We start from the raw sequence: 23,439 nt of genomic DNA on the forward strand, positions 1-23,439 counted from the left end.
AGGTCCGGCGGCCTTCCTACAACTGGTGACTACTTCACAGCGCCCCGTTGAGCTTGTTCAGCCGCTCGCAGGACTCCACGTACTCCTCGACCAGGCGCGCCATCACATCGGCGGAACGCTCGATCTTGTTCATCATGCCGACCACCTGGCCGACCGGGTTGAAGTTGACGTCCTTGGCGGCCTCCGGATACCGGTGCCCGCGCTTGACGCCGTCGAGGGCGACCATCATCTGCAGCGGCATCGGCAGCGGATCGGGGGTGTCGGACTGCTCCCACGCCTCGGTCCAGTCATTGCGCAGCATCCGCGCCGGCTTACCGGTCCACGCCCGCGAACGCACGGTGTCGTGGCTGGTGGCCTCGATCAAGGTCTGCATCTGCGCGGGCGGCACATTGGCCTCCTCGACGGTGAGCCAGATCGAACCGGTCCACGCGCCGGCCGCGCCCATCGCCATCGCCGCGGCGACCTGACGGCCGTCGGCGATACCGCCCGCCGCCAGCACCGGCATATCGCCGACCGCATCGATCACCTGCGGCCACAGCACCAGCGAGGACACCTCGCCACAGTGCCCGCCACCCTCGGTGCCCTGGCAGACCGCGAAATCCAGACCGGCGGCCTTGTGGTTGAGCGCATGCTTGACCGAACCGCACAGCGCGCCGATCAACCGGCCGGACTCCTGGATCTTGCTCACCACATCCGGCGGCGGGGTGCCGAGCGCATTGGCCACCAGCTTGGCCTTCGGATGCCGCAGGATCACCTCGATCTGCGGTGCGGCGGTGGTGGCGGTCCAGCCGAGCAACTGCGGGTGCACCTCATCGGCGGGCAGTTCCGGCACACCGTGGTCGGCGAGCAGCTTGGCCGCGAATTCGCGGTGGCCATCGGGAACGTGCTTGGCGAGTTCGGCTTCGAGCTCCTCGGGCGAGAGTCCGTCGATGCCCTTGCCCTCGTACTTCGACGGGATCACCAGGTCGACGCCGTAGGGTTTGTCGCCGACGTGCTCGTCGAGCCAGCTGAGCTCGACCTCGAGCTGTTCAGCGGTGAAGCCCACCGCGCCGAGCACCCCGAGACCGCCGGCATTGCTGACCGCGGCCGCCACATCGCGGCAATGGGTGAAGGCGAAGATGGGGAACTCGATCCCCAGGCGGTCGCAGATCTCGGTACGCATGGCGGTTCTGGTCTCCCTATGCCCTGGAACGGGTTGCATAATGTTCGGCTCGCCGGACGCTGCCCGGTAAACCTTCTGCCCGGCACGTCGCGCTCGAAACCGCCGCGTACCGCATTAATCGCCAGTGAGCGGACGCGGCGTCATCGATCGGCGTCGGTGCCATGAATCGAATGTAACACGTTCTAGTTTTATGAGGGAGGGGAAATTTCAGACCGCCGCGGCCGGGTCCTTGGTCACCAGCACATAGGCCTGATCGAACCGCTCATCCGGTTGCGGTTCGCGCACCATCCGCGTCACCGGCGCGAAACCGGCCGCCACCAGAAGCTCGAGCAGATGCTCCGGTGACCAGCGGTAGGCCTCGGTGACCTTGTGGTCGAACGCGGTGATCGGTTCGGGCGGGTCGGTCGCCTGGAAAGCCAGCAGCGCATAGCCCCCATCGGCCAGCGCCCGGTGGAAGCCGGCGAGCACCTCGGGCACCCGCCGCGGCGGCAGATGGATGATCGAGTACCAGGCGAGCAGGCCGGCCAGCGAGCCGTCCGGAATCCCGAGCCGCTCCATGGTGCCGACCTCGAAGCGCAGACCGGGATAGGCCTGTTCGGCCAGCGCGATCATCTCCGGCGAGAGGTCCATGCCGAAGACGTCGAGACCGAGCTCGCTCAGATGCGCCGTCAACCGGCCTGGCCCGCAGCCGATATCGGCCACCGGGCCGGATCCGTTGTCGCGCACCAGTTCCGCGAAGATGCCGAGCATGGCCCGCTCGAAGGGGTTGCGCTCCAGGTGGCCGGCGACGAGGTCGGCGTAGAGCCCGGCCACGCCGTCGTAGGCGGTGCGCGTCGTTGCGATGTCGGCGGGTTCGTTCATCGCACCATTGTCGACCCTCAGCCCACGGGCAGCAGTTCGCCGGAGTCGCGCCGCGGAGCCGGTGGGACGGCGGATCTTTCGGCACGCGGGGCCGCTCGCACGAAGACGAAGAACAGCACGAGCAGCAGCCCGGCCCTGCCCCACACCCCGAATTGCACGATGGCCTCGGTCAGTTCGACCGAATTGCCGGTGCCGAGGGCGTAGAAGTACCGGAATACGCCGACGCCGATGGCCGCGTCCGCCACCAGATAGGCGACGACCAACGTCCACGGCACACGCAGCAGCACCAGGAAAGGAATGATCCACAGCGTGTACTGCGGGGAATGCACCTTGTGGAACAGCAGGAATCCACACAGCATCGCCCCGCTCACGCCCACCCACGGGAACACACCCGTGGTGCTGAACCGCCGCCACCCCAGCCACATCGCCAGCACGAACGACAGCAGGATCAGCGCGGGCGAGGCGCCGGAGACCACCTGCTGGAAATTCTGCTCGTCCACTGCCTCCGGCCCGAACAGTGGCCGCAGGCCCCAATACCAGATCGAATTGGTGGTGATATCGGCCTGGCGCAATTGCTGGAAAGTGAACGAGGCCCGCCAGCCCTCGTACCCGGCCAGTGCGAACGGCAGATTGACCAAGACCACGGTGGCCAGCGCCGCCGCACCGGTCAGCAGCGCGCCACGCACGTCGAAACGCCGATCGCGCAGGCCGGCGCCCGCGGCATCGGCCCCGCCGGTGAGCACATACGCCAGCAACGGCAGGACGAAGATCCCCGGATACAACTTGAGGCAGAAGCCGATCCCGAGCAGAACGGCCGCAAGCACCGCCCTGGTCCGCAGTGAACAGCGCGGCAGCATCGTCATGACGTAGATCGCCGCGACCGCCGCGCACACCACCGGCAGTTCCCAATTGTGGAAGGCGTAGAGCACCAGCGGGGGCCCCGCCGCCCACAACAGCGCGGGCCAGCCGGCCATCCGGCCCAGCAACCAGGCGGTGAGCAGCGCGAAGGGCGCCAGCAGCAACGCCGAATGCAGCAGGAACATCGCATCGTTGTCGGCGCGCAGCGCGCCGACCCACATCAGCAGCCCGCTGAGCACCGGATATTCGACCGCCCCGCCGACCAGCGCGCCGTCGCCGGTGATGCCGCCATGGATATAAGGAAAGACGTGTTGATCGATATCGCGGCCCAGCCACAGGAACTGGATATCGGAATAACAGACCCGCGAATCCTTGAACAGATCGAATGCCACCGAACGCCCGTCCTGGCGGAACGGCGCCCCAGCGCAGCGCGCCTTGTTCCAGAACGCGGCCAGCAACGTCAGCCCGCACAGCAGCACCGCGACGGTCGCCGCCCCCACCCGTGGCAGGCGACCGGCGACCAGCTCGCCTGCTGCGGGTCCGTTCGGCATACCGATCAGCGTAGTGGCGGGGGGATCGATTTCGCCGGTCAATACCTGGTCAGGTAACCTTGCCGGGTTGCTGACGCGACGACCCTCCTGCCACGGACCGTCCGTGGCCGTTTCCTAGTCCACAGGAGGTGATTGGTCCGTGCGTCATTATGAAGTAATGGTCATCCTCGACCCGAGCCTGGACGAGCGCACCGTTGGTCCGAACCTGGAGAACATGCTCAGCGTGGTTCGCACCGATGGCGGCAAGATCGACAAGGTCGACATCTGGGGCCGCCGCCGGCTCGCCTACGAGATCCGCAAGCAGGCCGAGGGCATCTACGCCGTCATCGACCTGACCGCCGAGCCCGCCACCGTGAGCGAGCTCGACCGCCAGCTGGGTCTCAACGAGTCGGTGCTGCGCACCAAGGTCCTGCGCCACGACAAGTAGTTCTTTCGGTCCTCGTTTGACCCGTGTTTGGTCGGTGCCTGTCTCTAGGCTCTAGCACGACAAGCGAGTGCACCCGGGAACTGCACACCGAGCAGGAGGAACCTCATGGCAGCAGGCGACACGGTCATCACCGTCATCGGAAATCTGACGGCCGACCCCGAGCTTCGATTCACGCCCGCGGGCGCCGCGGTGGCGAACTTCACCGTCGCCTCCACGCCCCGCGTGTTCGACCGTAATACCAATGAATGGAAAGACGGCGAAGCGCTGTTTCTGCGCTGCAACATCTGGCGCGAGGCCGCGGAGAATGTCGCCGAGAGCCTGACCAGGGGTTCTCGTGTGATCGTGAGCGGACGGCTCAAGCAGCGCTCCTACGAAACCCGCGAGGGTGAGAAGCGCACGGTCGTCGAGCTCGAGGTCGACGAGGTCGGTCCCTCGCTGCGTTACGCCACCGCGAAGGTCAACAAGACCAGCCGCGGCGGCGGGGGCGGCGGCGGATTCGGATCCGGCGGCTCCGGTGGTTCCGGCGGCGGTGGTGGCAACTACCAGCAGGCCAACAGTGGTGGGCGTTCCGGTGGCCAGGGTGCCGCCGACGACCCGTGGGGCAGCGCGCCCGCGGCAGGCTCCTTCGGGGGCGGCCGCATGGATGACGAACCGCCGTTCTGACAACGGCTCATATCGGCCCGCGACGGTGGGCCACCAAGATTACGGAGTAGAAGACCATGCCTAAAGCGCCCGCGCGCGAAAAGGTGCTCAAGAAGAAGGCTTGCACTTTCTGCAAGGAGAGCAAGACCGGACTCGTCAACATCGACTACAAGGACACGGCGCTGCTGCGCAAGTACGTCAGCGATCGCGGCAAGATCCGTGCCCGCCGGGTCACCGGCAACTGCGTGCAGCACCAGCGCGACATCGCGGTTGCCGTCAAGAACTCGCGTGAGGTGGCGCTGCTGCCTTACGTGTCGACGGCTCGCTGAGCAAGGGAGGCACGCAAATGAAGCTCATTCTGACCGCTGATGTGGACAACCTCGGTGCCCCCGGCGACACGGTCGAGGTCAAGGACGGCTACGGGCGCAACTACCTGCTCCCGCGCGGCCTTGCCATCGTCGCCAGCCGTGGCGCCCAGAAGCAGGTCGAGGGCATTCGCCGGGCGCAGGATGCCCGTCGCGTGCGCGACCTGGACCACGCCAACGAGCTGAAGCAGGCCATCGAGGGCCTGGAGTCGGTCTCGCTGAGCGTGAAGACCGCGGGCACCGGCAAGCTGTTCGGTTCGGTCACCCAGGCCGACGTCGCCGCCGCGGTGAAGTCGGCCGGCGGACCGGTGCTGGACAAGCGCAGCATCGATCTGCCGAAGTCGCACATCAAGTCGACCGGTAAGCACAAGATCTCGGTGCACCTGCACCCGGATGTGGTTGCCACGTTCGACCTGGACGTCGTCGCAGCCGAGAGCTGAGTTCTCGGCCGAGCGCCGGAATACATCGAGTCGAAGGCCACGCCCGTGTTCCGCACGGGGGTGGCCTTCGGCTGTGCACTGTTTGTTCAACGGGCTATACCCGTGTGGGTAACCGGGGATTAGCTCTGTCTTCTGCCGGTTGCCGGGCGACCGTGGCGTGGGTTCGTGCTGTGCACAGCCCGGCAAGTTATCCCCAGATGTGCATGTTGTGGATCATTGGAGAAACCAACCGCTCGTAATGTGATTCACCTCATAGCTTGTCCATCGTCTGTTAACTCAACACGCCCGGCTGTTCAACTCCACCGACACGCCGAGACTTTATTTATCCACACATGCACACCTGTGGAAATACGTACCTATCTGCGTGTTTGTGGTCGATGACCAGGGTTTTCCCCAAGTAGTGCACAGGAGGTGCACACCGTTGGGTAAACAGTCCACAGGTTATCCACAGATGTGTGCACAGCCGGGTTTGGTATGTGCATGCGCGGTCGCCTAGGTTCGTCGCATCGCCGTGCGCGAGCCTCTGAGCGGTCACGATCCGGTGGATGCCGGAGCGGTAACTGAACTCGCGACCGGGGGTGGGCAACGGTGCTGGTCATGCCTGTCCGACACGCCGAATCTGTCGTACCCCGGGGGTAGAACCAGTCGTCAATAGGGTGAGCCCTATCGGGTAGAGAGGACGGTCGAGTCAGGTGGCAGTCGTCGATGACCGTGGGCATACCGATTACCCGCCGGAACCGCCCGGCGAGGATTTCGGGCGCCAGCCACCGCACGATATGGCGGCCGAGCAGTCCGTTCTCGGCGGCATGCTGCTCAGCAAGGACGCCATCGCCGACGTGGTCGAGGCATTGCGTCCCGGCGATTTCTATCGACCCGCCCATCAGGCGATCTACGACACCATCCTCGACCTGTACGGCCGCGGCGAACCCGCCGACCCCGTCACCGTCGCCGCCGGCCTGGATCGCCGGGGCGAACTCAAACGCATCGGCGGCGCCCCCTACCTGGTCACCCTCACCCAGACCGTCCCCACCGCCGCCAACGCCGGCTACTACGCCGAGATCGTCGCTGAGAAGGCCATTCTGCGCCGCCTCGTCGAAGCGGGCACCCGCATCGTCCAGTACGGCTACGCGGGTGCCGACGGCCAGGACATCGCCGAGGTCGTCGACCGTGCCCAGGCCGAGGTCTACGAGGTCACCGAACGCCGCACCACCGAAGACTTCCTCCCGCTCGAGGAACTGCTCCAGCCCACGATGGACGAAATCGACTCCATCGCCAGCCGCGGCGGCATCTCCCTCGGCGTCCCCACCGGTTTCACCGAACTCGACGAGATCACCAACGGACTGCACCCCGGCCAGATGATCATCGTCGCCGCCAGGCCCGGCGTGGGCAAATCCACCCTTGGTATGGATTTCATGCGGAGTTGTTCGATCAAACACGGTTTGGCGAGCGTTATCTTCTCGCTGGAGATGAGCCGGACCGAGATCGTGATGCGTCTGCTGTCGGCGGAGGCGAAGATCAAGCTCGGGGATATGCGGTCCGGGCGGATGAGTGATGACGACTGGACGAAGCTGGCGCGGCGGATGAGTGAGATCAGTGAGGCGCCGCTGTTCGTCGACGATTCGCCGAACCTGACGATGATGGAGATCCGGGCCAAGGCGCGCCGGCTCAAGCAGCGCCACGATCTGAAGCTCGTCGTGGTCGACTACCTGCAGCTGATGACCTCCGGCAAGAAGGTCGAATCCCGTCAGCAGGAAGTCTCGGATTTCTCCCGAAACCTGAAACTGCTCGCCAAGGAACTCGAAGTCCCGGTGGTCGCCATCAGCCAGCTGAACCGTGGCCCCGAACAGCGAACCGACAAGCGCCCCATGGTCTCCGACCTGCGCGAATCGGGCTCTCTGGAACAGGATGCCGATATGGTCATCCTGCTGCACCGGCCCGACGCCTTCGAACGCGACGACCCGCGCGGTGGCGAGGCCGACCTGATCCTCGGTAAGCACCGAAACGGGCCGACGGCCACGATCACGGTCGCGCACCAGCTGCATTTGAGCCGGTTCGTGGATATGGCGCGGGGCTGAGTTCGGCTAGGGCAGCTCTGCGGCTCGTTCGGCGAAGGCGGCGAGGGATTCTCTGAGATCGACCATGGCGTCGTCGGTGCCCGCGGAATCGCCGAGGAACAAGCGGACGAGCTGGGGCATGGCGATCGGCCAGGCGCCGAGACCGACGAGGGTGAGCAGGGCGCGGCCGATCTGCTGTTCCGGCAGGCCGGTCCGCTCGACGAGGGCGGCTTTCACCTGTGCGTACCAGTCACGACGGTGCACATTGCTGTCGACGAGGGTGTCGCCGTAGTACAGGGCCTCGAACATCAGCAGACGCAGCAGCGACGGGTCGGCGCGGTGGTAGTCGAATACGCGCCGGACCAGTTCGGCGGCGGAGCTCTCGCCGGGTTTGACGGTATCGGCAAGTCCGAGCATGGCATTGGCGAGGACGGCGCTGAACAGGGCCTCCTTATTGCCGAAATGGCCGTAGATGCGTTCCTTGTTGCAGCCGGCGGCAGCCGCTATCCGGTCCACCCGGGCACCGGCGATGCCGTGCTCGGCGAACTCGGCCCTGGCCGCCTCGAGCAGTAGCTGTTTGGTTCTAGCGGAATCTCGTCGCATGTGCGTTCGGTGAGGGCGCCCGTGACGGCGTCCTCCCGGCCCTTCCTGATCCGTCGCCCCGGCTGTTCACGGTAGCCCAACCTAGCATCCAACTGGTTGGTTGGACACTTGCGAGCTGCCGTGTCAGAATCCAACCACCTAGTTGGTAGCCAGGCTCGCGCCGACGACGTCGCGGTGCTGAGCACCGGCCAGGCGATCCGAGCGCGCCACGGCCGGCTGTGCCGCACTTGCTCTCTGACGCCCTTTCCGATCCAACGACAAGGAGAAACATCATGTCCGGCAACACCAGCTCCACCATCGAGGTCGTCGACGAGTTCTTCCGCAATTTCGGCTCCGGCGATATGAGCGCACTGCTCGACCAGTTCGCCGACAAGGTCGATTTCCGGGTGAACGGCGCCGCGCATGTGCCGTGGGCGGGTGAGCGTTCCACCCGGGCCGAAATCGAGGAATTCTTCGGCATCTTTCCGAAGGTGCTGACGGCGCCGGAATCGTTCGAGATCACCGGCAAATTCGCGCAGGGCGAGGACGCGGTTGTCTTCGCCACCTGCGTCTTCGGTGTCAAGGCCACCGGCAAGACGTTCACCAATGCCTACGCACTGCATTTCACCGTCACCGACGGCAAGATCAGCCGCTACCACATGTACGAGGACAGCTATGCGATCGCCGAGGCTTTCATCGCCTGAAGCAGCGGGCCAGAGCCATTTTCCGGGATCGGCCGGATGCGGTCGCAACATCGATCACAGGACACGACTGACATCCGACCAGTAACACTCTTCCCACCTCCCACGACCTCATACGTGACACATGGCCCGTCGGGGGGCCTGTCCTTCCACTTGTCGGTTACAGGAATCTGGGGTTCGGACATGGCTCTTCGTGAGTTCTTCGCGCGACATCGGTTGGCCTCGGCCGTTGCCGCGCCCGCGGTACTCGGGGTGGCGGCGGCGGTGGCCGCGACGTTCGCGTTCACCGCCGCACCGGAAGAGGCGGATACGCAGCTGGTGGCCTCGGTCACCGAATGCCGCGACATGGTGACCATCTCGGTGGCCGGTCGCAATGACACTCCCCGTGAGGGGACGACGGCGATGCTGGTGGACGCCAACGGCAATCCGCTGCCCGCCGCGCTGTCGGGTGATCACAGCAGTGAATGGCTGGACCCGGTGGTCAACGCGCCGCGCGACGACGTCGCCGAGGGCTCCTACGCCGCCGTGTACATCGCCTACCCGGCGAATATGGCCAGCTACGAAGACGCCGTGAATGCCGGTGTCGCCAATGCCAAGCAGGTGATGTCGGAGATCGCGGCGGCTTGCCCGGACACCAAGTTCTCCATCGTCGGTTACAGCGAGGGCGCCGATGTGGTGCGTCGCGTCGCGATGGAGGTCGGGCATCAGGAACCCGGCCAGGACGGCGAGTACGGGATCGTCGACCCGGAGAACGTGCTCGGCGTGGTGATCCTCGCCGATCCCGGCCGCTCGACCGGTGACGGCCCGTTCCCCGGTGCGGAGGATCCGTTCGCCAACCCGGACGGCTTCGACCAGAAATATCAGAACGGGCAGAAGCCGGTGCCCGGTTCGGGTGCCCTGCCCGGGACCAGTGGTGATTTCGGGGCGTTGAACGGCAAGATCGCCTCGTTCTGCTCCGACGGCGATCTCACCTGCTCGGCTCCGGAGAACATCTCGCTGCTGAATCTGGCGGTGAATGTGGGCAGGCAGTTGAATGTCGACGCACTCGAACGTGAGGGGCTGACCCCGGCGACCGGCCAGGACGTCGCGGTGGTGCTCGGCCGGATCGCGATGACCGCGTTCGCCGATATCGCCTCCCAGCCGAACTGGATGGCCAGCGACGAAACCTTCCTCGAGGTGCTGCTGCGGGTCTCGGATCCGGAGTACAAGCCGGGTGCGCCTGCCCCGCAGGATCCGGCGCAGGCCGACGCCATCGCGGTGGATCAGATGTCGCCGCTGGCGTACCTGCCGCAGAAGATCCTCAACGAGATCGTCGGGCTGATCGTGACCAACCAGAACACCATCCCGGTGATCCTGAGCGATCCGTACAAGCAGACCCTCGGCCCCAACCACACCGGTCATCACTTCGACTACTGGGATGACGCCGATCCCGGCAACGGTAAGCCGATGACCTCGGCCGAGTACGCGGCGGCCTGGATCACCCACTTGGCCAAGCAGGCCCAGGCGGGCCAGAAGGTGGACACCAACTCCAAGCCCACCGAAGCCGATCTGGCCGCGGCCTACGAGGCGGCGGAGTCGACCACCTCGGCGGCCCCGACGACCGAACCGGCCAAGGGTACGACCACCGCACCTGCGACCACCACCACGGCGAAGCCGAAGGTCGAGGCCGATCCGTCGACCACGGCCCCGACGACGCCGAGCGAAGCGGTGACCACCACCCCGGAGGTCACCACCACCGCTCCCGCGCCGACCACCACCCAGGCGCCGGCGGCGACGACGGAACCGACCACCACGGCCCCGTCGACCACCACCACCAGGAAGGCGGAGGCCCCGACCACCGACGCCCGAGCGGAGGCGACCAACTGAGCGGAGCAGGTGGCCGCTGATTGCGCGCCGAAAGTCGATGCGGCGGACTCCAGTCGAGTCCGCCGCATCGGCTGTTCGTGGGTGCCGGTCCGTTCATCCCGCCGATCAGGCGATGACGCGGACCAGCGGCTGGGTCGGCGGGCCGGTTCGCGCCTGCCGCCCCGGGCTCGCGAGCGGATAGTGGGCGCGGGAACCCCCGTCGTCGAAAGCCGAGCACCGCCGGCGGCCGCACCGAAGCCGCAGCTCAACGGTCCGGAGGTCGAAATGGACCGCGGCGAGCCTATTCGAAAACGGCGCCATAGATTGAAACACGTTCTACAGTGTGCCCATGCGGACAGCGGGGATCGGGCAGTCGGAATCACTCGGCCGCGGACGGGGTTTGCGGGCCAGGATCACCGCACTCGCCGTCAGCGTCCTCACGACCTGCGCGGCTCTGATCGCCGTCGCAGCACCGACGGCGGCGATACCGAACACCGTTGACGCCTTCTACCTGCCGCCGGCCGGCTACGAATCGGCGGCGCCGGGCACGATCTTGCGGACCAGGCCGATCACCCCGGTCTCGCTCCAGCTGATTCCCATGCGGGTGCGGGCCTGGCAGCTGCTCTATCGGACCACCGACTCCCATGGCGATCCGTATGCCGCGGTGACCACGGTGTTGATGGGCGATCACGGCAGGGCGCCGAGCGCGATCCTGTCCTACGACAGCATGATCGACGCCATCGCACCCAACTGCATGCCCTCGCAGGTCTTGCAGACCGGCGCGCCGTGGTTCGATTTCGCCGGTGCGGGCGGTCCGATCACGTTGTCCACCACGGCAAGTGAAGTGCCGATGATCGCGGCGGGGTTGAACCAGGGTTGGGCCGTATCGGTCCCGGACCTGGGTGGGGTGGACAACCATTTCCTGACACCGAAGGAACCGGGTTATGTGGCGATCGACGGTGTGCGGGCGGCGCAGAACTTCGCCGAGCTCGGGCTCGCGGCGGCCGCGCCCGCGATGTTCTGGGGATATTCCGGCGGCGGTATCGCCACCGCCTGGGCCGCGCAGGTGCAACCGGACTACGCCCCGGAACTGAACGTGGCGGGCATGGCCATCGGTGCGCCGGTGGTGGATCTGATGGCGGGCCTCAGGAACGGCAACGGCACCCCGGTCGCCGGTCTGCCGCCGGTGGGGATCGCCGCGCTGCAACAGGATTCGCCGGAGTTCGCCGCGATGATGGATCGGGTGCTCACCGCCGAGGGTAAGCGACTGCTGGCCGGAGCGGCCGCGAGCTGCACACCGCAGAACCTGGTGAGCTTCCCGTTCCGGGATTTCGGCACGCTGCTGACGGTACCGCTGGAGCAGGTGCTGAACGCGCCGCTGACGCAACAGCTGATCGCCGAACGCACCCTCGGCGCGACGGCTCCTGCCGCACCGGTCTACCTGTACAACGCGGTGGACGATGAGCTGAGCACGATCGCGTCCTCCGATCAGCTGGTCGACAAGTATTGTGCGGCAGGCACCGCGGTGACCTATCGGCGCGATGTCGTCCCATCGGCGGTGTCACCGCATGCCTTCGAGTGGGGGCTCGGCGCCCCGGCCGCCTTCGCGTGGCTGAAGGATCGGGCAGCCGGCCGGCCGCTCGCCGGTTGCGATGTCCAGACCGGCACGACGCCGACCACACCGGCCGCCATGAACGCCTTCGGTGCCGACTTCGTCGGCGGGATGCTCGCCGCCATCCTCGGGCACCGCTGACGCTCGCAACCGGCGCCTCACCGCGGCCGCAACCGCCGATACGCCGTAGCCACTCGCGACGAATCGTCGAAGGGTCCGCGCCAGATCCGCTGATCCAGGATCTCCAGAAATGTCGGTACCCCCTGATCGCTCAAGACGATTCCGGAGTCGTCGATGTGTATGCCTTCGGGGAGTTCGGGATAGCGGTCGAGCTCGGCCTGCAACGACGACAGCGTGATCTTCGGCAGGTAGTCGACGCCGCTGAGCCGTTTCAGCAGCTTGGCGTAGCTGGGCCGTTTGGCGCAGACGGCGATGATGGTGTCTTTGACCGGCGCGGCCAGCTCCAGGCCGAGCGCCTCGCTGATGTGGTCGACGAAATCCGGGGTGGCCTTGGTGAGCAGTTCGAGGTCGGTGAACAGCCGCAGGAAGGTGTCGGGTTTGAGGATGGCGATCTCGTCGGCGGCGATGACGAGATCGAATTCTTCGGCGAAGGCGAAGACCGGGTCGCCGACGCGATTCAGGCGTTCACCGAAGGTGGCGAGAATGCGGTGCGCCGAGGCCACCCGCAGTCCGTGCTGCAACCGCACGAAGGCGGTGCGCTGCCGATCCGGCCCGGCGGATTCGCAGATCAGCACGTAGAACAGGAAGGTGCCGTCGCGCATCTGCCGGGGCAGCACGGTATCCAGCGTCGCCGAACGGGCGATGAGCTGTAGCAATCCGGCGATCTGGGCGTCGGGCTCGCCCGCGGTGTCCTCGGGACGGGCTCGGTCGAGCCCGTCGAGGGCGAAGGAGAAGAACTCCTCACCGTCGACGAGCGCGGCGATGGTGTCGTATTCGATCGGCGCCATCGCCGCGAGCTGGTCCAGTGTGGCCGCGGCGATCGCGCGCAGCTCCGCACCGAGGGCAGCGGCGAACTCGATCCGCAACGCCTGCAAGCGCTTACGCCCGTCTCGCCAGCCGAGTAGCAGGTCGATCGGTTCGCCGCCGATATCGATGCCTGCCCAGTCCCGGCCGCTGCGCATGCTCATCGCCGCTCCGTCAGCACTCGGATTCCCGCGTGCTGGGCCACCGTGACGGTATCGCCGGGGCGCGGCACCGATCGCACGACGACGTAGGCCACGTCCCCGGACTCGGTCTGCACCTTCACGATTCGGTGCAGCAGCAGATAGATCATCGGGTTGACCTGGATGAGGTCGGTGCGCACGTAGACGATCAGCAACACCAGCAGGAACAGGCCGTAGGCGAGGACGTCGAGCCCGCGCGGCGTTTCGACGGTGAGGAATGGCAGCACGTAGGAGACCAGATACCCGCCGGATTCGCTGCCGCTCTCGTGCACCCGCGCCACCGTGAGCGACGAGCGCGCCGACGAGCCGAGCAGAGACAGCGCCCAGATCGTGCAGGCCGCGCCGAACCCCATGAGCGCGAGCGCGCCGAACGCCAGCCAGGGGGTGGCGGCGAAACGGGCCGCGAGAATCGCGAACAGCGGCGTATAGCTGGAGAAGAACAGCGGTGTACGCGCCACGATCTGCATCAGATCGTCGGCTGCGCGCCGAGGTGAGGGGCCCGGCGCAGGGTGGACCGCTGCTGCCATAGCGCCACTGTATTACCGGGTACCGACAAAGATCGTCGCTGCTGAGGAGCCCAGCCGCGCGGGCTGTGCTTCGATCAGGGCATGAGCTCAGAGATGGAAACAGTGGTCAGTGCCGAACGTGAGGTCGCGGCGCCGGCGGCGGTGGTGTTCGAGTTGATCGCCGATCCGGCGCAGCAGCCGCGCTGGGACGGCAACGACAACCTGTCCGAGGCACCCGCAGGCCAGCGGGTGCGCGCGGTGGGAGATGTCTTCACGATGGTGATCACCAAGGGCTCCACCCGGCACAACCATGTGGTCGAGTTCGAGGAGGGCAGGTTGATCGCCTGGCAGCCTTCCGAGCCCGATCGTGAACCGCCCGGCCATCTGTGGCGCTGGGAAGTCGAGCCGCTGGACGAGCGGCGTTCGCTGGTGCGCCACACCTACGACTGGACGCGCCTGACCGACGAGATGCGGCTGCCACGTGCCCGCGCCACCACCGCCGACAAGCTGGCCGCTTCCATCGACCGGCTGGCCGAGCTCGCGGAGCAGCAGAGCTAGCCGGTACGAGGCGCTATCCGGGTTTCGCTCGGCCCGCCGCCGGTGCATACGCCAGACTGAGCGCATGCTGCACGTGCGAGTAATGGCGCCTGCCGACAAGACCGACGCCGTGATCGAGATCCTCGAGAGCGACGACGCGGTCAGCGGGCTGGCGGTGATGCGCGGGGCCGCGCTGCGCCCGGCCGGTGACCTGGTGATCGCGCACATCGCCAGGGAAGCGGCCAATGACCTGGTGGAACGGCTGCGCGCGACCGGCGTGCACAAATGCGGGAGTATCGAACTCGAGCCGGTGCGAACCTGGTTGTCGCTGGCCGGTTTCGAGGCCGAGGTGCGCACCCCCGGCAGTAGCGCGGACGCGGTGGTCTGGGCCGATGTGGCTCAGCGTTCCTACGAGGAGACCGAACTCAACTGGACCTACCTGAGTTTCATGACGCTGGCGACCACGCTGGCGTCCATCGCCATCGTGGTCGACTCGCAGATCCTGGTGATCGGCGCGATGGTGCTCGGTCCGGAGTTCGGTGCGATCGCGGCGCTCGGGGTGGCGCTGGTGCGACGGCGATTCGTGCTGTTCGGGCTGGCGGTGCGCACCCTGATCCTGGGGTTCCTCACCGCCATCGTGTTGACGTTCCTGCTGGTACTCATCGCACGCGGGCTCGGCTGGATCACCGCGGAGGATGTGGGAACAGGGCCGGAGACCGCCTTCATCTACACCCCGGACAAGTGGTCGTTCATCGTGGCCGTGATCGCCGCCGCGGCGGGCGTGCTGTCGCTGACGTCGGCGAAATCGGGCGGCCTCGTCGGCGTGTTCATCTCGGTGACGACCGTGCCCGCGGCCGGCAATATCGCGCTGGCGGCGGTGTTCGCGCACTGGGACGAGGTATGGGGCAGCACACTGCAATTGGCGCTGAACCTGTCCGGGATGGCGTTGGCCGGTTGGGCGACATTGGCCGTGCAGGATGCGGTGTGGTCGCGAGTCGCGGTGCGCAGGCCGAAGGCGCGGCTGTACCCGCGGCGCATGCTCTGAGCGCCGTTCAGGCGCGCGCGGAATCCATGTCCATGCCCCACCGGTAGGCCCGCACCAGCTCGTCCAGCGCACCTGTCAGGTACCTGGCCTCGCGGTAGACGGTGATGCCCGCGCCCTGGTTCTGCAACAGCGCGATGGCGCAGGACCGGGTGTCGGCGACCGGCTCGTCCAGTGCCAGTTCGACGTTCGCGCCGATGGTCGGCGCGAGGGTGAGCGTGCCCTTGGCGGCGGCCCAGTTCGGTGCCTGCGCGCACAGCGCGAAGATCAAGACCTGCCGAAACGCTTCGGGTCGGGCCAGATCCATATTGAAGCCCGCGCTGCCGGGACGGGCGCCGTCGCGGTCGAGCAGGATGTGCGGCTCGAATTCCAGTGCGCCTGCATCGGTGGCGGTGCGCAGCACACCGGTGCGGCCGTCGGCGAGTTCGTAGAGGCAGCCGAGCTCGAGTTCGATCGGAGTGGATCTGCGGAACAGGCTCTTGGCGCGCGCGGCCCAGGTCAGCTCGACCCGCATGATGCCTTGCAGCTCGCCCGGCCTGGTGAGATTGATGCTCGGCGTGGCCTTGGACAGGGTGACTTTCCCGCCGCCGGCCCGCTGATCGTCGATCGCCATCGCCGCGATCCCCCCTCAGGAGATGAGAACGGCAGCGGCCAAGCCAGGCCGCTGCCGTTCGAGTCTTCGGTTGCGTCCGCCGGTCAGCCTACCGGGGTGGGCTCCTTTTCGGCGGCCGCTTCCGGCTCACCCTCGCGCCGGTTGCGCATGATGCTGCTGATGAACGCCGCGCCGATGAACGCGATACCGATGAAGCCGGTGACGAGTTCGTTGACGTGCACGCCGATCGAGATCAGCAGGATCGCGGCCAGCGCACCGATCGCCCAGTGCGCACCGTGCTCGAGGTAGACGAACTCCGACAGGGTGCCCTTGCGCACCAGGTACACCGTGATCGACCGGACGAACATGGCGCCGATCAGGCCGAGGCCGAGGGCGATGATGATCGGGTCGGCGGTGATGGCGAACGCGCCGATGACGCCGTCGAAGGAGAAGGAGGCATCGAGCACCTCGAGGTACAGGAACAGGAAGAAACCGGCCTTACCCGTGGCCTTGGCGGCCTCCGACGGGCCCGCGTGCTCCTCGGCGTGGAACATCGAGCCGAGGCCGTCGACCGCGATGTAGGTGATCATGCCGAGCAGGCCGGCCAGCAGCACCGTCGAACGGACCTCTTCCTCGGCGAGGAACTCCGCGCACAGGATGAGGCCGATACCCGCGACGACCACCGACAGCATGTCCAGCTTGCCCGCCCTGGCCAGCGGCCGCTCCAGCCACGACAGCCAGGTGATCTCACGCTCGGCGAAGATGAAGTTCAGGAACAGCAGCGCAAGGAACATGCCGCCGAACGCCGCGATCTGCGGATGGGCGTCGGTGAGCAACGTCTCGTAGCTGGGATCGCCGTTGGGGAAGTAGGCGGCGTCACCCGGGGGCGGGTTGAGCGCCAGGTCGAAGGCCTCGACCGGGTTCAGCCCTGCGGTGACCCACACGATCGCCAGCGGGAACACCAGGCGCATGCCGAAGACGGCGATCAGGATGCCGATGGTCAGGAACATGCGCTGCCAGAACTCGCTCATCCGCTGCAGGATGGTCGCGTTGATGACGGCGTTGTCGAACGACAGGGACACCTCGAGGACACCGAGGATCGCGCAGAGCACCAGGGCGGTGGGGCCACCGTAGAGCAGTGCCACTACCAGTGATGCGACGGTGACCAGGAAGGATAGGCCGAATATGCGCAGGACCACGCGGGGACCTTTCGTGTGCGGCGCCGGAGTCGGTCGTCATCCGGGCATGGTGGGACGTCTGAAGCTGCTGTGTGCGATCGCCGACCCGGTGCGAGCGGCGCTCGACACGACCGTACCGGTCGACGGTGAACCCGACATTTCGGGCCGACGTCGAGAGCGACCGTCATCATCAAGCCTGGTCGCCCGACCATGAGATGTCCAGTCGGACCCCAGCGAGTGAGTGACCGCGTGGATGTTCGTTGAACCCCCGGTGGGATCAGTTTCCCATGGGTGGCGAGGCAGGTGGGAGGGGGCCCGGCGCCGGGCCCCCTCCCCGGCCGAGGGTGAGCTCGATCAGACGTTCACGCCGTAGTCGCGGGCGATACCGGCCAGGCCGGAGGCGTAGCCCTGACCGATGGCGCGGAACTTCCACTCGGCGCCGTTGCGGTACAGCTCACCGAACACCATGGCGGTCTCGGTGGAGGCGTCCTCGGACAGGTCGTAGCGGGCCAGCTCCTCGTTGTTGGAGCGGTCGACGACCCGGATGTAGGCGTTGCGCACCTGGCCGAACGACTGCTGACGGGTGTCGGCGTCGTAGATCGAGACCGGGAAGAAGATCGACTCGATGGTGGGCGGGGTGTTGGCCAGATCGACGTTGATGACCTCGTCGTCGCCCTCGCCCTCACCGGTGGTGTTGTCGCCGATGTGCTCGATGGTGCCCTCGGGCGAGCGCAGGTTGTTGAAGAAGACGAAGTGCTGGTCGGAGACCACCTTCTTGTCGGCTCCGGTCGCGATCGCGCTGGCGTCGAGGTCGAAGTCCGTGCCGGTGGTGGTACGAACGTCCCAGCCGAGGCCGACCGCGACAGCGGTCAGGTTAGGCGCCGCCTTGGTCAGCGAGACGTTGCCGCCCTTGGACAAACTGACACCCATGCGGGATTCCCTTTCGATAGTCGTCTGTGATTCCCAGCATGTCCGAATCGCCGGGTACGAGATACGACAGTAGTAGGTTTCGGCGATCTTGCGTATAAACCGATGCGGGTAGCCCGCATTCGCTCGCACCGGTGCGCGGCCTCGATGCGGACGGTGCCCGGCCTCGGCCGTTGTCCCGACCCCGCCCCGGCGAGATCTCCTACCATCGGGTCGTGGCAGGCCGCAGGCGTGGATGGTTCCGGTCATCCGGGAATACCGAGTGGATCGAGCAGGCTCGGCACTCGCTCGCGTCGGCGTTCCTCGACATGGACCGGCGCCAGAGCGTCGCCGAATCGGCCACCGCGGCCGCCGAGCAGATCTTCCCCGAACGCGGCCTGGACCGGCGGTGGGAGCCGGTGCGAGCCCGCTGCTACGCCGCCGCCGATGCCTACCTGAAGCTCACCGAGCAGCTCGATCAGGCCGAGGCGAGCGGCGCGCCGGTGCCGCAGGGGCAGGTCAGAACCGAGGAGACGGTGCGCAGGCTGACCGAGGCCGCGCGCGGGGTGGACGAGTACTACCGCGGCAATCAGGCGCAGCTGGAAGAGGCCGTCGCGGTGGTGGCGATGGTGCCGCGCCTGGCCGATCAGGTGACCACGGCTGCCGCCGCGGTGCGCGGGCAGGCCGCCGAGTCCCCTTACGCGCACTACGGGTCGGTGCGCCGGGCCGGTGCCGCGGTCGATGAGGCACTGATCACATTGCGTTCGGCCCGCGCGGGCGCCGGCGTCGGTGCGGTGCGCGAGGCCGCCAACCGGCTCGACGCCGCGAGCAAAGAACTGGCAGATGCTTTGGCGCAGGCCCCATCTCGCGCCGCCGCGGCATCGACCGCGATCGTCTCGGTGCGCACCCGGCTGGCCGCGGCGCGGACCAGGGCCGAAGGGGTGGGCGCGGCGTACTCCGCGCTACTGCGGGAGTTCAATGCTGCGAGTTCGGCGGATCTGTCTGACAATGAGCGAGAAAGCCAGCGGGCCATAGCCGCCGCGGATGACGCCCTGAGCCGGGCCCGCGCGGCCGCGGCCGAGAACGACCCGGAGTTAGCACTTGAACTGACCACGACCGCGCGCGGCAATCTCGCCGAGGCCGAACAGCAGGTCGACGCCGTCACCAAACGGCTGACGCTGCTGCGTGAGGTGCGCGAGAATCCGCAAGACAAGGCCAAGGCCGTACGATTCCGGCTGCGGGACGCGCAGATGCTCGCGGTGGGCCGCGGGCTCGCCGCCGAGTGGGGATCGGTACTGGACGCGCAGGCCGAACGGATCGACCGGATCACCGGTGCGCTGTCCGGGCGTCATCCCGATTATTGGGCGTATGTGACGGAGCTCGATGCCGTCGCGGATTTCATAGCAGGCGTAGTGGATCGCATGAGAAAACAGTCAGGACCACGACGAGAGTGAGGGGTGGGGAGACGATGACCGCAGGCATCGCCGTCAAGCAGGAAGTTTCCCTGCGCAAGCGCGTGCTGCTGCGCCATTTCCGGCAGCTGAACGGTCCCGACGCGAGAACGCTTTTCCACCGCCAACCCGAGCCCATCGGCGGTCAGACCGACCGCGAACTGCTCGCCGTCGCGCTCGGCGCGACCCTGTACGCGCCCGCGACCAGGGCCGATCTCACTGCGACGATCTGCAAGCGGGCCGCGCGCGGGGTGTGCTCGATGGTCATCGACCTCGAGGACGCCGTGGCCGATCACGAGGTGGAATCGGCCAAGGCGCAGGCGGTGCGCACCCTCGACGAGCTCGCGGCCGGCGTGGATCCGAATCCGATGCTGTTCGTCCGGGTGCGCGACGCCGACACCATCATCGAACTGGCCGAGCAGCTCGGGCCGGGCGCCGAGGTGCTCACCGGCTTCGTCTTCCCCAAGTTCGACTCGGCCTCCGGGTCGAAATATCTTGCCGCGTTGGAGCATGCGCGTGCCCTGCTGGGCCGTCCGCTCTACGGCATGCCGGTGCTGGAGTCGGCGGCGCTGGTGCATCGGCAGACGCGCGACGCCGAACTCACCGAGATCGCCGCGCTGCTGGCCGAACACCGCGACAATGTGCTGGCCGTGCGCGTCGGTGCGACCGATATGTGCTCGACCTTCGGTATCCGCCGCGACCGCGATCTGACCATCTACGACGTGCGGGTGGTCGCCGATGTGATCGCCGATATCGTCAACTATCTGGGCCGTGCCGACGGCACCGGCTTCGTCATCACCGGCCCGGTGTGGGAGTACTTCGCCGATCACGAGCGGATGTTCCGGCCGCTGCTGCGCACCGCGCCGTTCGAGGAATCGGATGCGGTGCCGTTCCGGCGCTACCTGGTCAGCCGGGATCTCGACGGCCTGCTGCGCGAGATCACGCTCGACCGCGCCAATGGCATTCAGGGCAAGACGGTGATCCATCCCTCGCATGTGGCCGCGGTACACGCGCTGTCGGTGGTCACCCATGAGGAGTACTCGGACGCGCTCGACATCCTGCAAGCCGATGTGGGCGGGGTGGCGGCCTCGGAGTACCGGAACAAGATGAACGAGATGCGTCCGCATCGCAGCTGGGCGCGGCAGACCTTGCTGCGCGCCAGGGTGTTCGGGGTGGCCAACAAAGGAGTGTCGTTCGTGGATCTGCTGACGGCGTTGGTCACGGTATGAACGAGGTAGCGACGCAGTCGCAGCGCGAATCGGTCGGAGTTGGGTCTCCGATCACGCGGCCGGACGGCGAGTTGTCCGAAGCGGGTACGGCGTGGACGAGTCGTCACCTCGGTATCGAGTTGCAGCATGAGAACTCCTACCGCCATGGGTCCGAACTCGGTGTGCTGCCTGCCGAGTTGCCGATCGATTCGCTGATCCGGCCGGGGTTACGGCGGGGCAACTCGAAGCGCGCGCATCTGCTGGTGTCGACCGTGCTCGGCAAACATCTGCCCACCGATCCACGGGTGGTGCTCGATGCGGGCGACCGGCTCGGTGATCTGGTGCGCGGCGCGCTGGGCGAGCGGGACGCGGTGGTGCTCGGGTTCGCCGAGACCGCGACCGGCCTCGGCCACTGTGTGGCCGCCCGCATCGGCGCCACCTGCTACCTGCATTCCACCCGGCGCGAGGTCCCGCTGGCGCAGACGCTCACCGGATTCGAGGAGGGGCATTCCCATGCCACCTCCCATCTGCTGCAACCCGCGCCCGCGGGCATCTTCGTCAACGATCTGCCGTTGGTGCTGGTGGACGACGAGATCTCCACCGGTGACACCGCGATGGATGCGGTACGCGCACTGCACGCCTTCGCGCCGCGATCGCATTATGTGCTGGCCTCGCTGGTGGATATGCGCACCGAATCCGATCGCGCCCGATTCGAGGCGGCGGCACGCGAACTCGGCGCTCGTATCGACACGGTGTGCCTGGCCGCCGGGCGGACCATGCTGCCCGAAGGTCTCATCGAGGCCGTCGCGAGCCTGCCGGAACCACGTCTCAATCCGGTGGCTCCGCAGCGGGGTTCGTTCCAGCGATGTGAATTGCCCTGGCCCGCCCACGTTCCGGAGGGCGGTCGGCACGGCATCCTGCACTCCGATACCGCGGCCTTCGAATCCGCGCTCGGCACAGCTGCCACTGCCCTGCGGGCCCGGCTGACCACGGAGTTCGCCGATCGCCCGGTGATCGTGCTCGGGCACGAGGAGCTGATGTATCTGCCGCTGCGGCTGGCGGTCGCGCTGGCCGACTCGGGCATCGCGACGCGGTATCAGACCACCACCCGGTCCCCGGCCTACGTGCTGGACGAGCCCGGCTATCCGTTGCGGCGTGGATTCCGTTTCACCGCACCGGAATCCGGCCAAGATCAACCGCGCTACCTCTACAACGCGCACTGGGCCGAGGATTTCATCGCCGAACTCGACGCCTGGACCGGAGATGTCACCGAGGCCGATGCGGTGCGCGGTGAACCGGTGCTGGTGACCGTCGTCGATGCGCCCGCCGATACCGAGGAGCTGGTCGGCGCGGGCGGGCTGGTCGATGTGCTCACCGCGTCCGGTGCGGATGTGCTGGTAGCGGTGCTGCCCGGTGCCGATCCGCGCCTGCTGCACGCGGGCCGGTCCGATGCCAGCGCCGATGCCGCCGGTCTCGTGGGCGAGGAGAATGGGCACGGAGGTCCGTCGACCGCCGTTGTCTCGAAGGGAACAGGTGCGATGCCATCCGTAGCAGTCACCACCGCTGGAGCTCGGGCATCCGGTTCCGGGACGACCATCGCCACCGGGCCGCTGCACGGGCCTGCCTTCGGTTCCTACGCCCCCGACGACGTCGCCTGGCTGCTGAAAGACCTCTCCGATGTCGATCTGGAGGCCGATGTCGCCGAACGCGAACAGCGCATTCAGGCGGGCATCGCGCATTACGCGGAGTCGCTGCCGATCGAGTACCAGCCGGATGCGCAGTACCGCGAGCTGTTCGAGCAGGTGCTCGCCGACAGCGCGGAGCGGCTGGCGCTCGCCGTCGGGACCGTGGCGGAGCTGGTCGTCGCCGAACGCGGCACCGATATCGTGCTGGTCTCGCTCGCGCGGGCGGGCACGCCGGTGGGTGTGCTCATGCGGCGCTGGCTGCGCGACGGGCGCGGCCACGAGATGCCGAGCCTGGACATTCCGCATTACGCGGTGTCGATCGTGCGTGATCGCGGAATCGATGCGGTGGCGTTGGATTACCTGGCCGCCCATCATGATCCGGCCTCGATCGTCTTCGTCGACGGCTGGACCGGCAAGGGCGCCATCACCCGGGAGTTGTCGGAGGCCCTGGACGCCTATCACGCGGCGGGCGGCGCGCGGTTCGACGACGACCTGGCCGTCCTCGCCGATCCCGGCCACTGCGTCCGCACCTACGGCACCCGCGACGACTTCCTCATCGCCTCGGCCTGCCTGAATTCGACAGTCTCCGGGCTGGTCTCACGCACCGTGCTCAACGACGATCTGATCGGACCCGGCGATTTCCACGGCGCCAAGTTCTATCGCGAACTCGCCGCCGACGACGTCTCGGGACGCCTCGTCGACACCGTCACCGCGGCCTTCGATGCCGTCCGCGAGCGGGTGCCCGCGTCCGTGGCGGGCATCCGGGCCGGCGACCGCACCCCTACCTGGGCCGGTTGGGCCTCGGTGGAGCAGGTACGGGCCGAATACGGGGTGTCGAGCGTGAATTTCGTGAAACCCGGGGTCGGGGAGACCACCCGGGTGTTGTTGCGCCGGATGCCGTGGCGCGTGCTGGTACGGGAGCCCGACGCTCCCGAGCACGCCCATATCCGCCTGCTCGCCGCGGCCCGCGGTGTACCGGTCGAGGTCGTCGACGACCTGGCCTATTCGTGTATGGGACTGATCAAGGATGTGCAGCAGTGATTCCGCCTC

22 protein-coding genes are annotated in these 23,439 nt (G+C 67.2%); 13 read left to right on the forward strand and 9 right to left on the reverse strand.

All coding sequences use genetic code 11. The annotated features are described in order from the left end of the window. Nucleotides 1-34: 34 nt before the first annotated feature. The 3 genes from AC5W7N_RS05240 to AC5W7N_RS05250 all read right to left on the reverse strand — a co-directional run bounded on the left by AC5W7N_RS05240 (nucleotide 35) and on the right by AC5W7N_RS05250 (nucleotide 3,432). A complete protein-coding gene (locus AC5W7N_RS05240) occupies nucleotides 35-1,162 on the reverse strand; it encodes an NAD(P)H-dependent flavin oxidoreductase (protein ID WP_163813420.1) in 1,128 nt (375 codons plus the stop codon). A gap of 207 nt (nucleotides 1,163-1,369) precedes the next feature. Further along, the gene (locus AC5W7N_RS05245) at nucleotides 1,370-2,023 is read right to left on the reverse strand and encodes a class I SAM-dependent DNA methyltransferase (protein WP_495923348.1); all 654 of its coding nucleotides are present in this window, start codon (nucleotides 2,021-2,023) and stop codon (nucleotides 1,370-1,372) included. 17 nt (nucleotides 2,024-2,040) lie between these two features. After that, nucleotides 2,041-3,432, reverse strand: coding sequence for a glycosyltransferase family 87 protein (locus tag AC5W7N_RS05250; RefSeq protein ID WP_495923349.1), 1,392 nt, complete (start codon nucleotides 3,430-3,432; stop codon nucleotides 2,041-2,043). A gap of 139 nt (nucleotides 3,433-3,571) precedes the next feature. Here AC5W7N_RS05250 and rpsF point away from each other — a divergent pair, with 139 nt between their 5' ends. The 5 genes from rpsF (at nucleotide 3,572) to dnaB (ending at nucleotide 7,381) form a co-directional block, all read left to right on the forward strand. Further along, the gene (rpsF, locus tag AC5W7N_RS05255; RefSeq protein WP_163813423.1) at nucleotides 3,572-3,859 is read left to right on the forward strand and encodes a 30S ribosomal protein S6; all 288 of its coding nucleotides are present in this window, start codon (nucleotides 3,572-3,574) and stop codon (nucleotides 3,857-3,859) included. Nucleotides 3,860-3,964: 105 nt separating this feature from the next. Continuing rightward, on the forward strand, nucleotides 3,965-4,522 hold the full coding sequence (locus AC5W7N_RS05260; RefSeq protein ID WP_163813424.1) for a single-stranded DNA-binding protein: 558 nt from the start codon (nucleotides 3,965-3,967) through the stop codon (nucleotides 4,520-4,522). A 56-nt stretch (nucleotides 4,523-4,578) separates the two neighbouring features. Next, a complete protein-coding gene (gene rpsR / locus AC5W7N_RS05265) occupies nucleotides 4,579-4,830 on the forward strand; it encodes a 30S ribosomal protein S18 (protein ID WP_036541619.1) in 252 nt (83 codons plus the stop codon). Nucleotides 4,831-4,847: 17 nt separating this feature from the next. Beyond that, nucleotides 4,848-5,306 (forward strand): 50S ribosomal protein L9, encoded by a 459-nt coding sequence (gene rplI / locus AC5W7N_RS05270; RefSeq protein WP_104360331.1) that lies wholly within the window; start codon nucleotides 4,848-4,850, stop codon nucleotides 5,304-5,306. A gap of 692 nt (nucleotides 5,307-5,998) precedes the next feature. After that, complete coding sequence (dnaB, locus tag AC5W7N_RS05275) at nucleotides 5,999-7,381, forward strand: replicative DNA helicase (RefSeq protein ID WP_163813425.1); 1,383 nt, start codon at nucleotides 5,999-6,001, stop codon at nucleotides 7,379-7,381. Nucleotides 7,382-7,387: 6 nt separating this feature from the next. On the opposite strand, the gene AC5W7N_RS05280 is transcribed toward dnaB, so the two are convergent. Next, complete coding sequence (locus tag AC5W7N_RS05280) at nucleotides 7,388-7,963, reverse strand: TetR/AcrR family transcriptional regulator (protein WP_194990185.1); 576 nt, start codon at nucleotides 7,961-7,963, stop codon at nucleotides 7,388-7,390. Nucleotides 7,964-8,235: 272 nt separating this feature from the next. Here AC5W7N_RS05280 and AC5W7N_RS05285 point away from each other — a divergent pair, with 272 nt between their 5' ends. From AC5W7N_RS05285 to AC5W7N_RS05295, 3 genes are all read left to right on the forward strand, one after another. Then, on the forward strand, nucleotides 8,236-8,646 hold the full coding sequence (locus AC5W7N_RS05285; protein WP_495923350.1) for a nuclear transport factor 2 family protein: 411 nt from the start codon (nucleotides 8,236-8,238) through the stop codon (nucleotides 8,644-8,646). Between the two features lie 180 nt (nucleotides 8,647-8,826). Then, nucleotides 8,827-10,509: a cutinase family protein gene (locus tag AC5W7N_RS05290; protein ID WP_495923351.1), complete on the forward strand. Its 1,683-nt coding sequence runs from the start codon at nucleotides 8,827-8,829 to the stop codon at nucleotides 10,507-10,509. 328 nt (nucleotides 10,510-10,837) lie between these two features. Further along, a complete protein-coding gene (locus AC5W7N_RS05295) occupies nucleotides 10,838-12,241 on the forward strand; it encodes a lipase family protein (protein WP_495923352.1) in 1,404 nt (467 codons plus the stop codon). Between the two features lie 17 nt (nucleotides 12,242-12,258). Here the strand turns inward: AC5W7N_RS05295 and AC5W7N_RS05300 are convergent, their stop codons facing one another. Further along, the gene (locus AC5W7N_RS05300; RefSeq protein ID WP_495923353.1) at nucleotides 12,259-13,248 is read right to left on the reverse strand and encodes a hypothetical protein; all 990 of its coding nucleotides are present in this window, start codon (nucleotides 13,246-13,248) and stop codon (nucleotides 12,259-12,261) included. After that, entirely contained in the window at nucleotides 13,245-13,811 is a 567-nt protein-coding gene (locus AC5W7N_RS05305) for a KwaA family protein (protein WP_194990188.1), read from the reverse strand. The genes AC5W7N_RS05300 and AC5W7N_RS05305 overlap by 4 nt, the downstream gene beginning before the upstream one ends. 81 nt (nucleotides 13,812-13,892) lie before the next feature. Here AC5W7N_RS05305 and AC5W7N_RS05310 point away from each other — a divergent pair, with 81 nt between their 5' ends. Both AC5W7N_RS05310 and AC5W7N_RS05315 read left to right on the forward strand, forming a co-directional pair. Next, entirely contained in the window at nucleotides 13,893-14,348 is a 456-nt protein-coding gene (locus AC5W7N_RS05310) for an SRPBCC family protein (protein WP_495923354.1), read from the forward strand. A gap of 64 nt (nucleotides 14,349-14,412) precedes the next feature. Next, nucleotides 14,413-15,372 carry a DUF389 domain-containing protein gene (locus AC5W7N_RS05315; RefSeq protein WP_194990190.1) on the forward strand — a complete coding sequence of 320 codons (960 nt, stop codon included), beginning with the start codon at nucleotides 14,413-14,415 and terminating at the stop codon, nucleotides 15,370-15,372. A gap of 7 nt (nucleotides 15,373-15,379) precedes the next feature. Here AC5W7N_RS05315 and AC5W7N_RS05320 read toward each other — a convergent pair whose 3' ends face one another. The 3 genes from AC5W7N_RS05320 to AC5W7N_RS05330 form a co-directional block, all read right to left on the reverse strand. Further along, a complete protein-coding gene (locus tag AC5W7N_RS05320; RefSeq protein WP_163813432.1) occupies nucleotides 15,380-15,982 on the reverse strand; it encodes a Tellurium resistance in 603 nt (200 codons plus the stop codon). An 83-nt stretch (nucleotides 15,983-16,065) separates the two neighbouring features. Next, nucleotides 16,066-17,160, reverse strand: a complete 1,095-nt coding sequence (locus AC5W7N_RS05325) for a DUF475 domain-containing protein (RefSeq protein WP_163813433.1) — start codon at nucleotides 17,158-17,160, stop codon at nucleotides 16,066-16,068. 333 nt (nucleotides 17,161-17,493) lie between these two features. Then, complete coding sequence (locus tag AC5W7N_RS05330; RefSeq protein ID WP_014353648.1) at nucleotides 17,494-18,069, reverse strand: TerD family protein; 576 nt, start codon at nucleotides 18,067-18,069, stop codon at nucleotides 17,494-17,496. Between the two features lie 212 nt (nucleotides 18,070-18,281). Here AC5W7N_RS05330 and AC5W7N_RS05335 point away from each other — a divergent pair, with 212 nt between their 5' ends. From AC5W7N_RS05335 to AC5W7N_RS05345, 3 genes are all read left to right on the forward strand, one after another. Continuing rightward, nucleotides 18,282-19,499, forward strand: coding sequence for a hypothetical protein (locus AC5W7N_RS05335; RefSeq protein WP_495923355.1), 1,218 nt, complete (start codon nucleotides 18,282-18,284; stop codon nucleotides 19,497-19,499). A 14-nt stretch (nucleotides 19,500-19,513) separates the two neighbouring features. Then, on the forward strand, nucleotides 19,514-20,725 hold the full coding sequence (locus AC5W7N_RS05340; protein WP_175585867.1) for an HpcH/HpaI aldolase/citrate lyase family protein: 1,212 nt from the start codon (nucleotides 19,514-19,516) through the stop codon (nucleotides 20,723-20,725). 71 nt (nucleotides 20,726-20,796) lie between these two features. Beyond that, nucleotides 20,797-23,430 carry a phosphoribosyltransferase gene (locus tag AC5W7N_RS05345; RefSeq protein WP_495923356.1) on the forward strand — a complete coding sequence of 878 codons (2,634 nt, stop codon included), beginning with the start codon at nucleotides 20,797-20,799 and terminating at the stop codon, nucleotides 23,428-23,430. Nucleotides 23,431-23,439: the final 9 nt, after the last annotated feature.

This window comes from Nocardia sp. CDC519 (assembly GCF_059509835.1).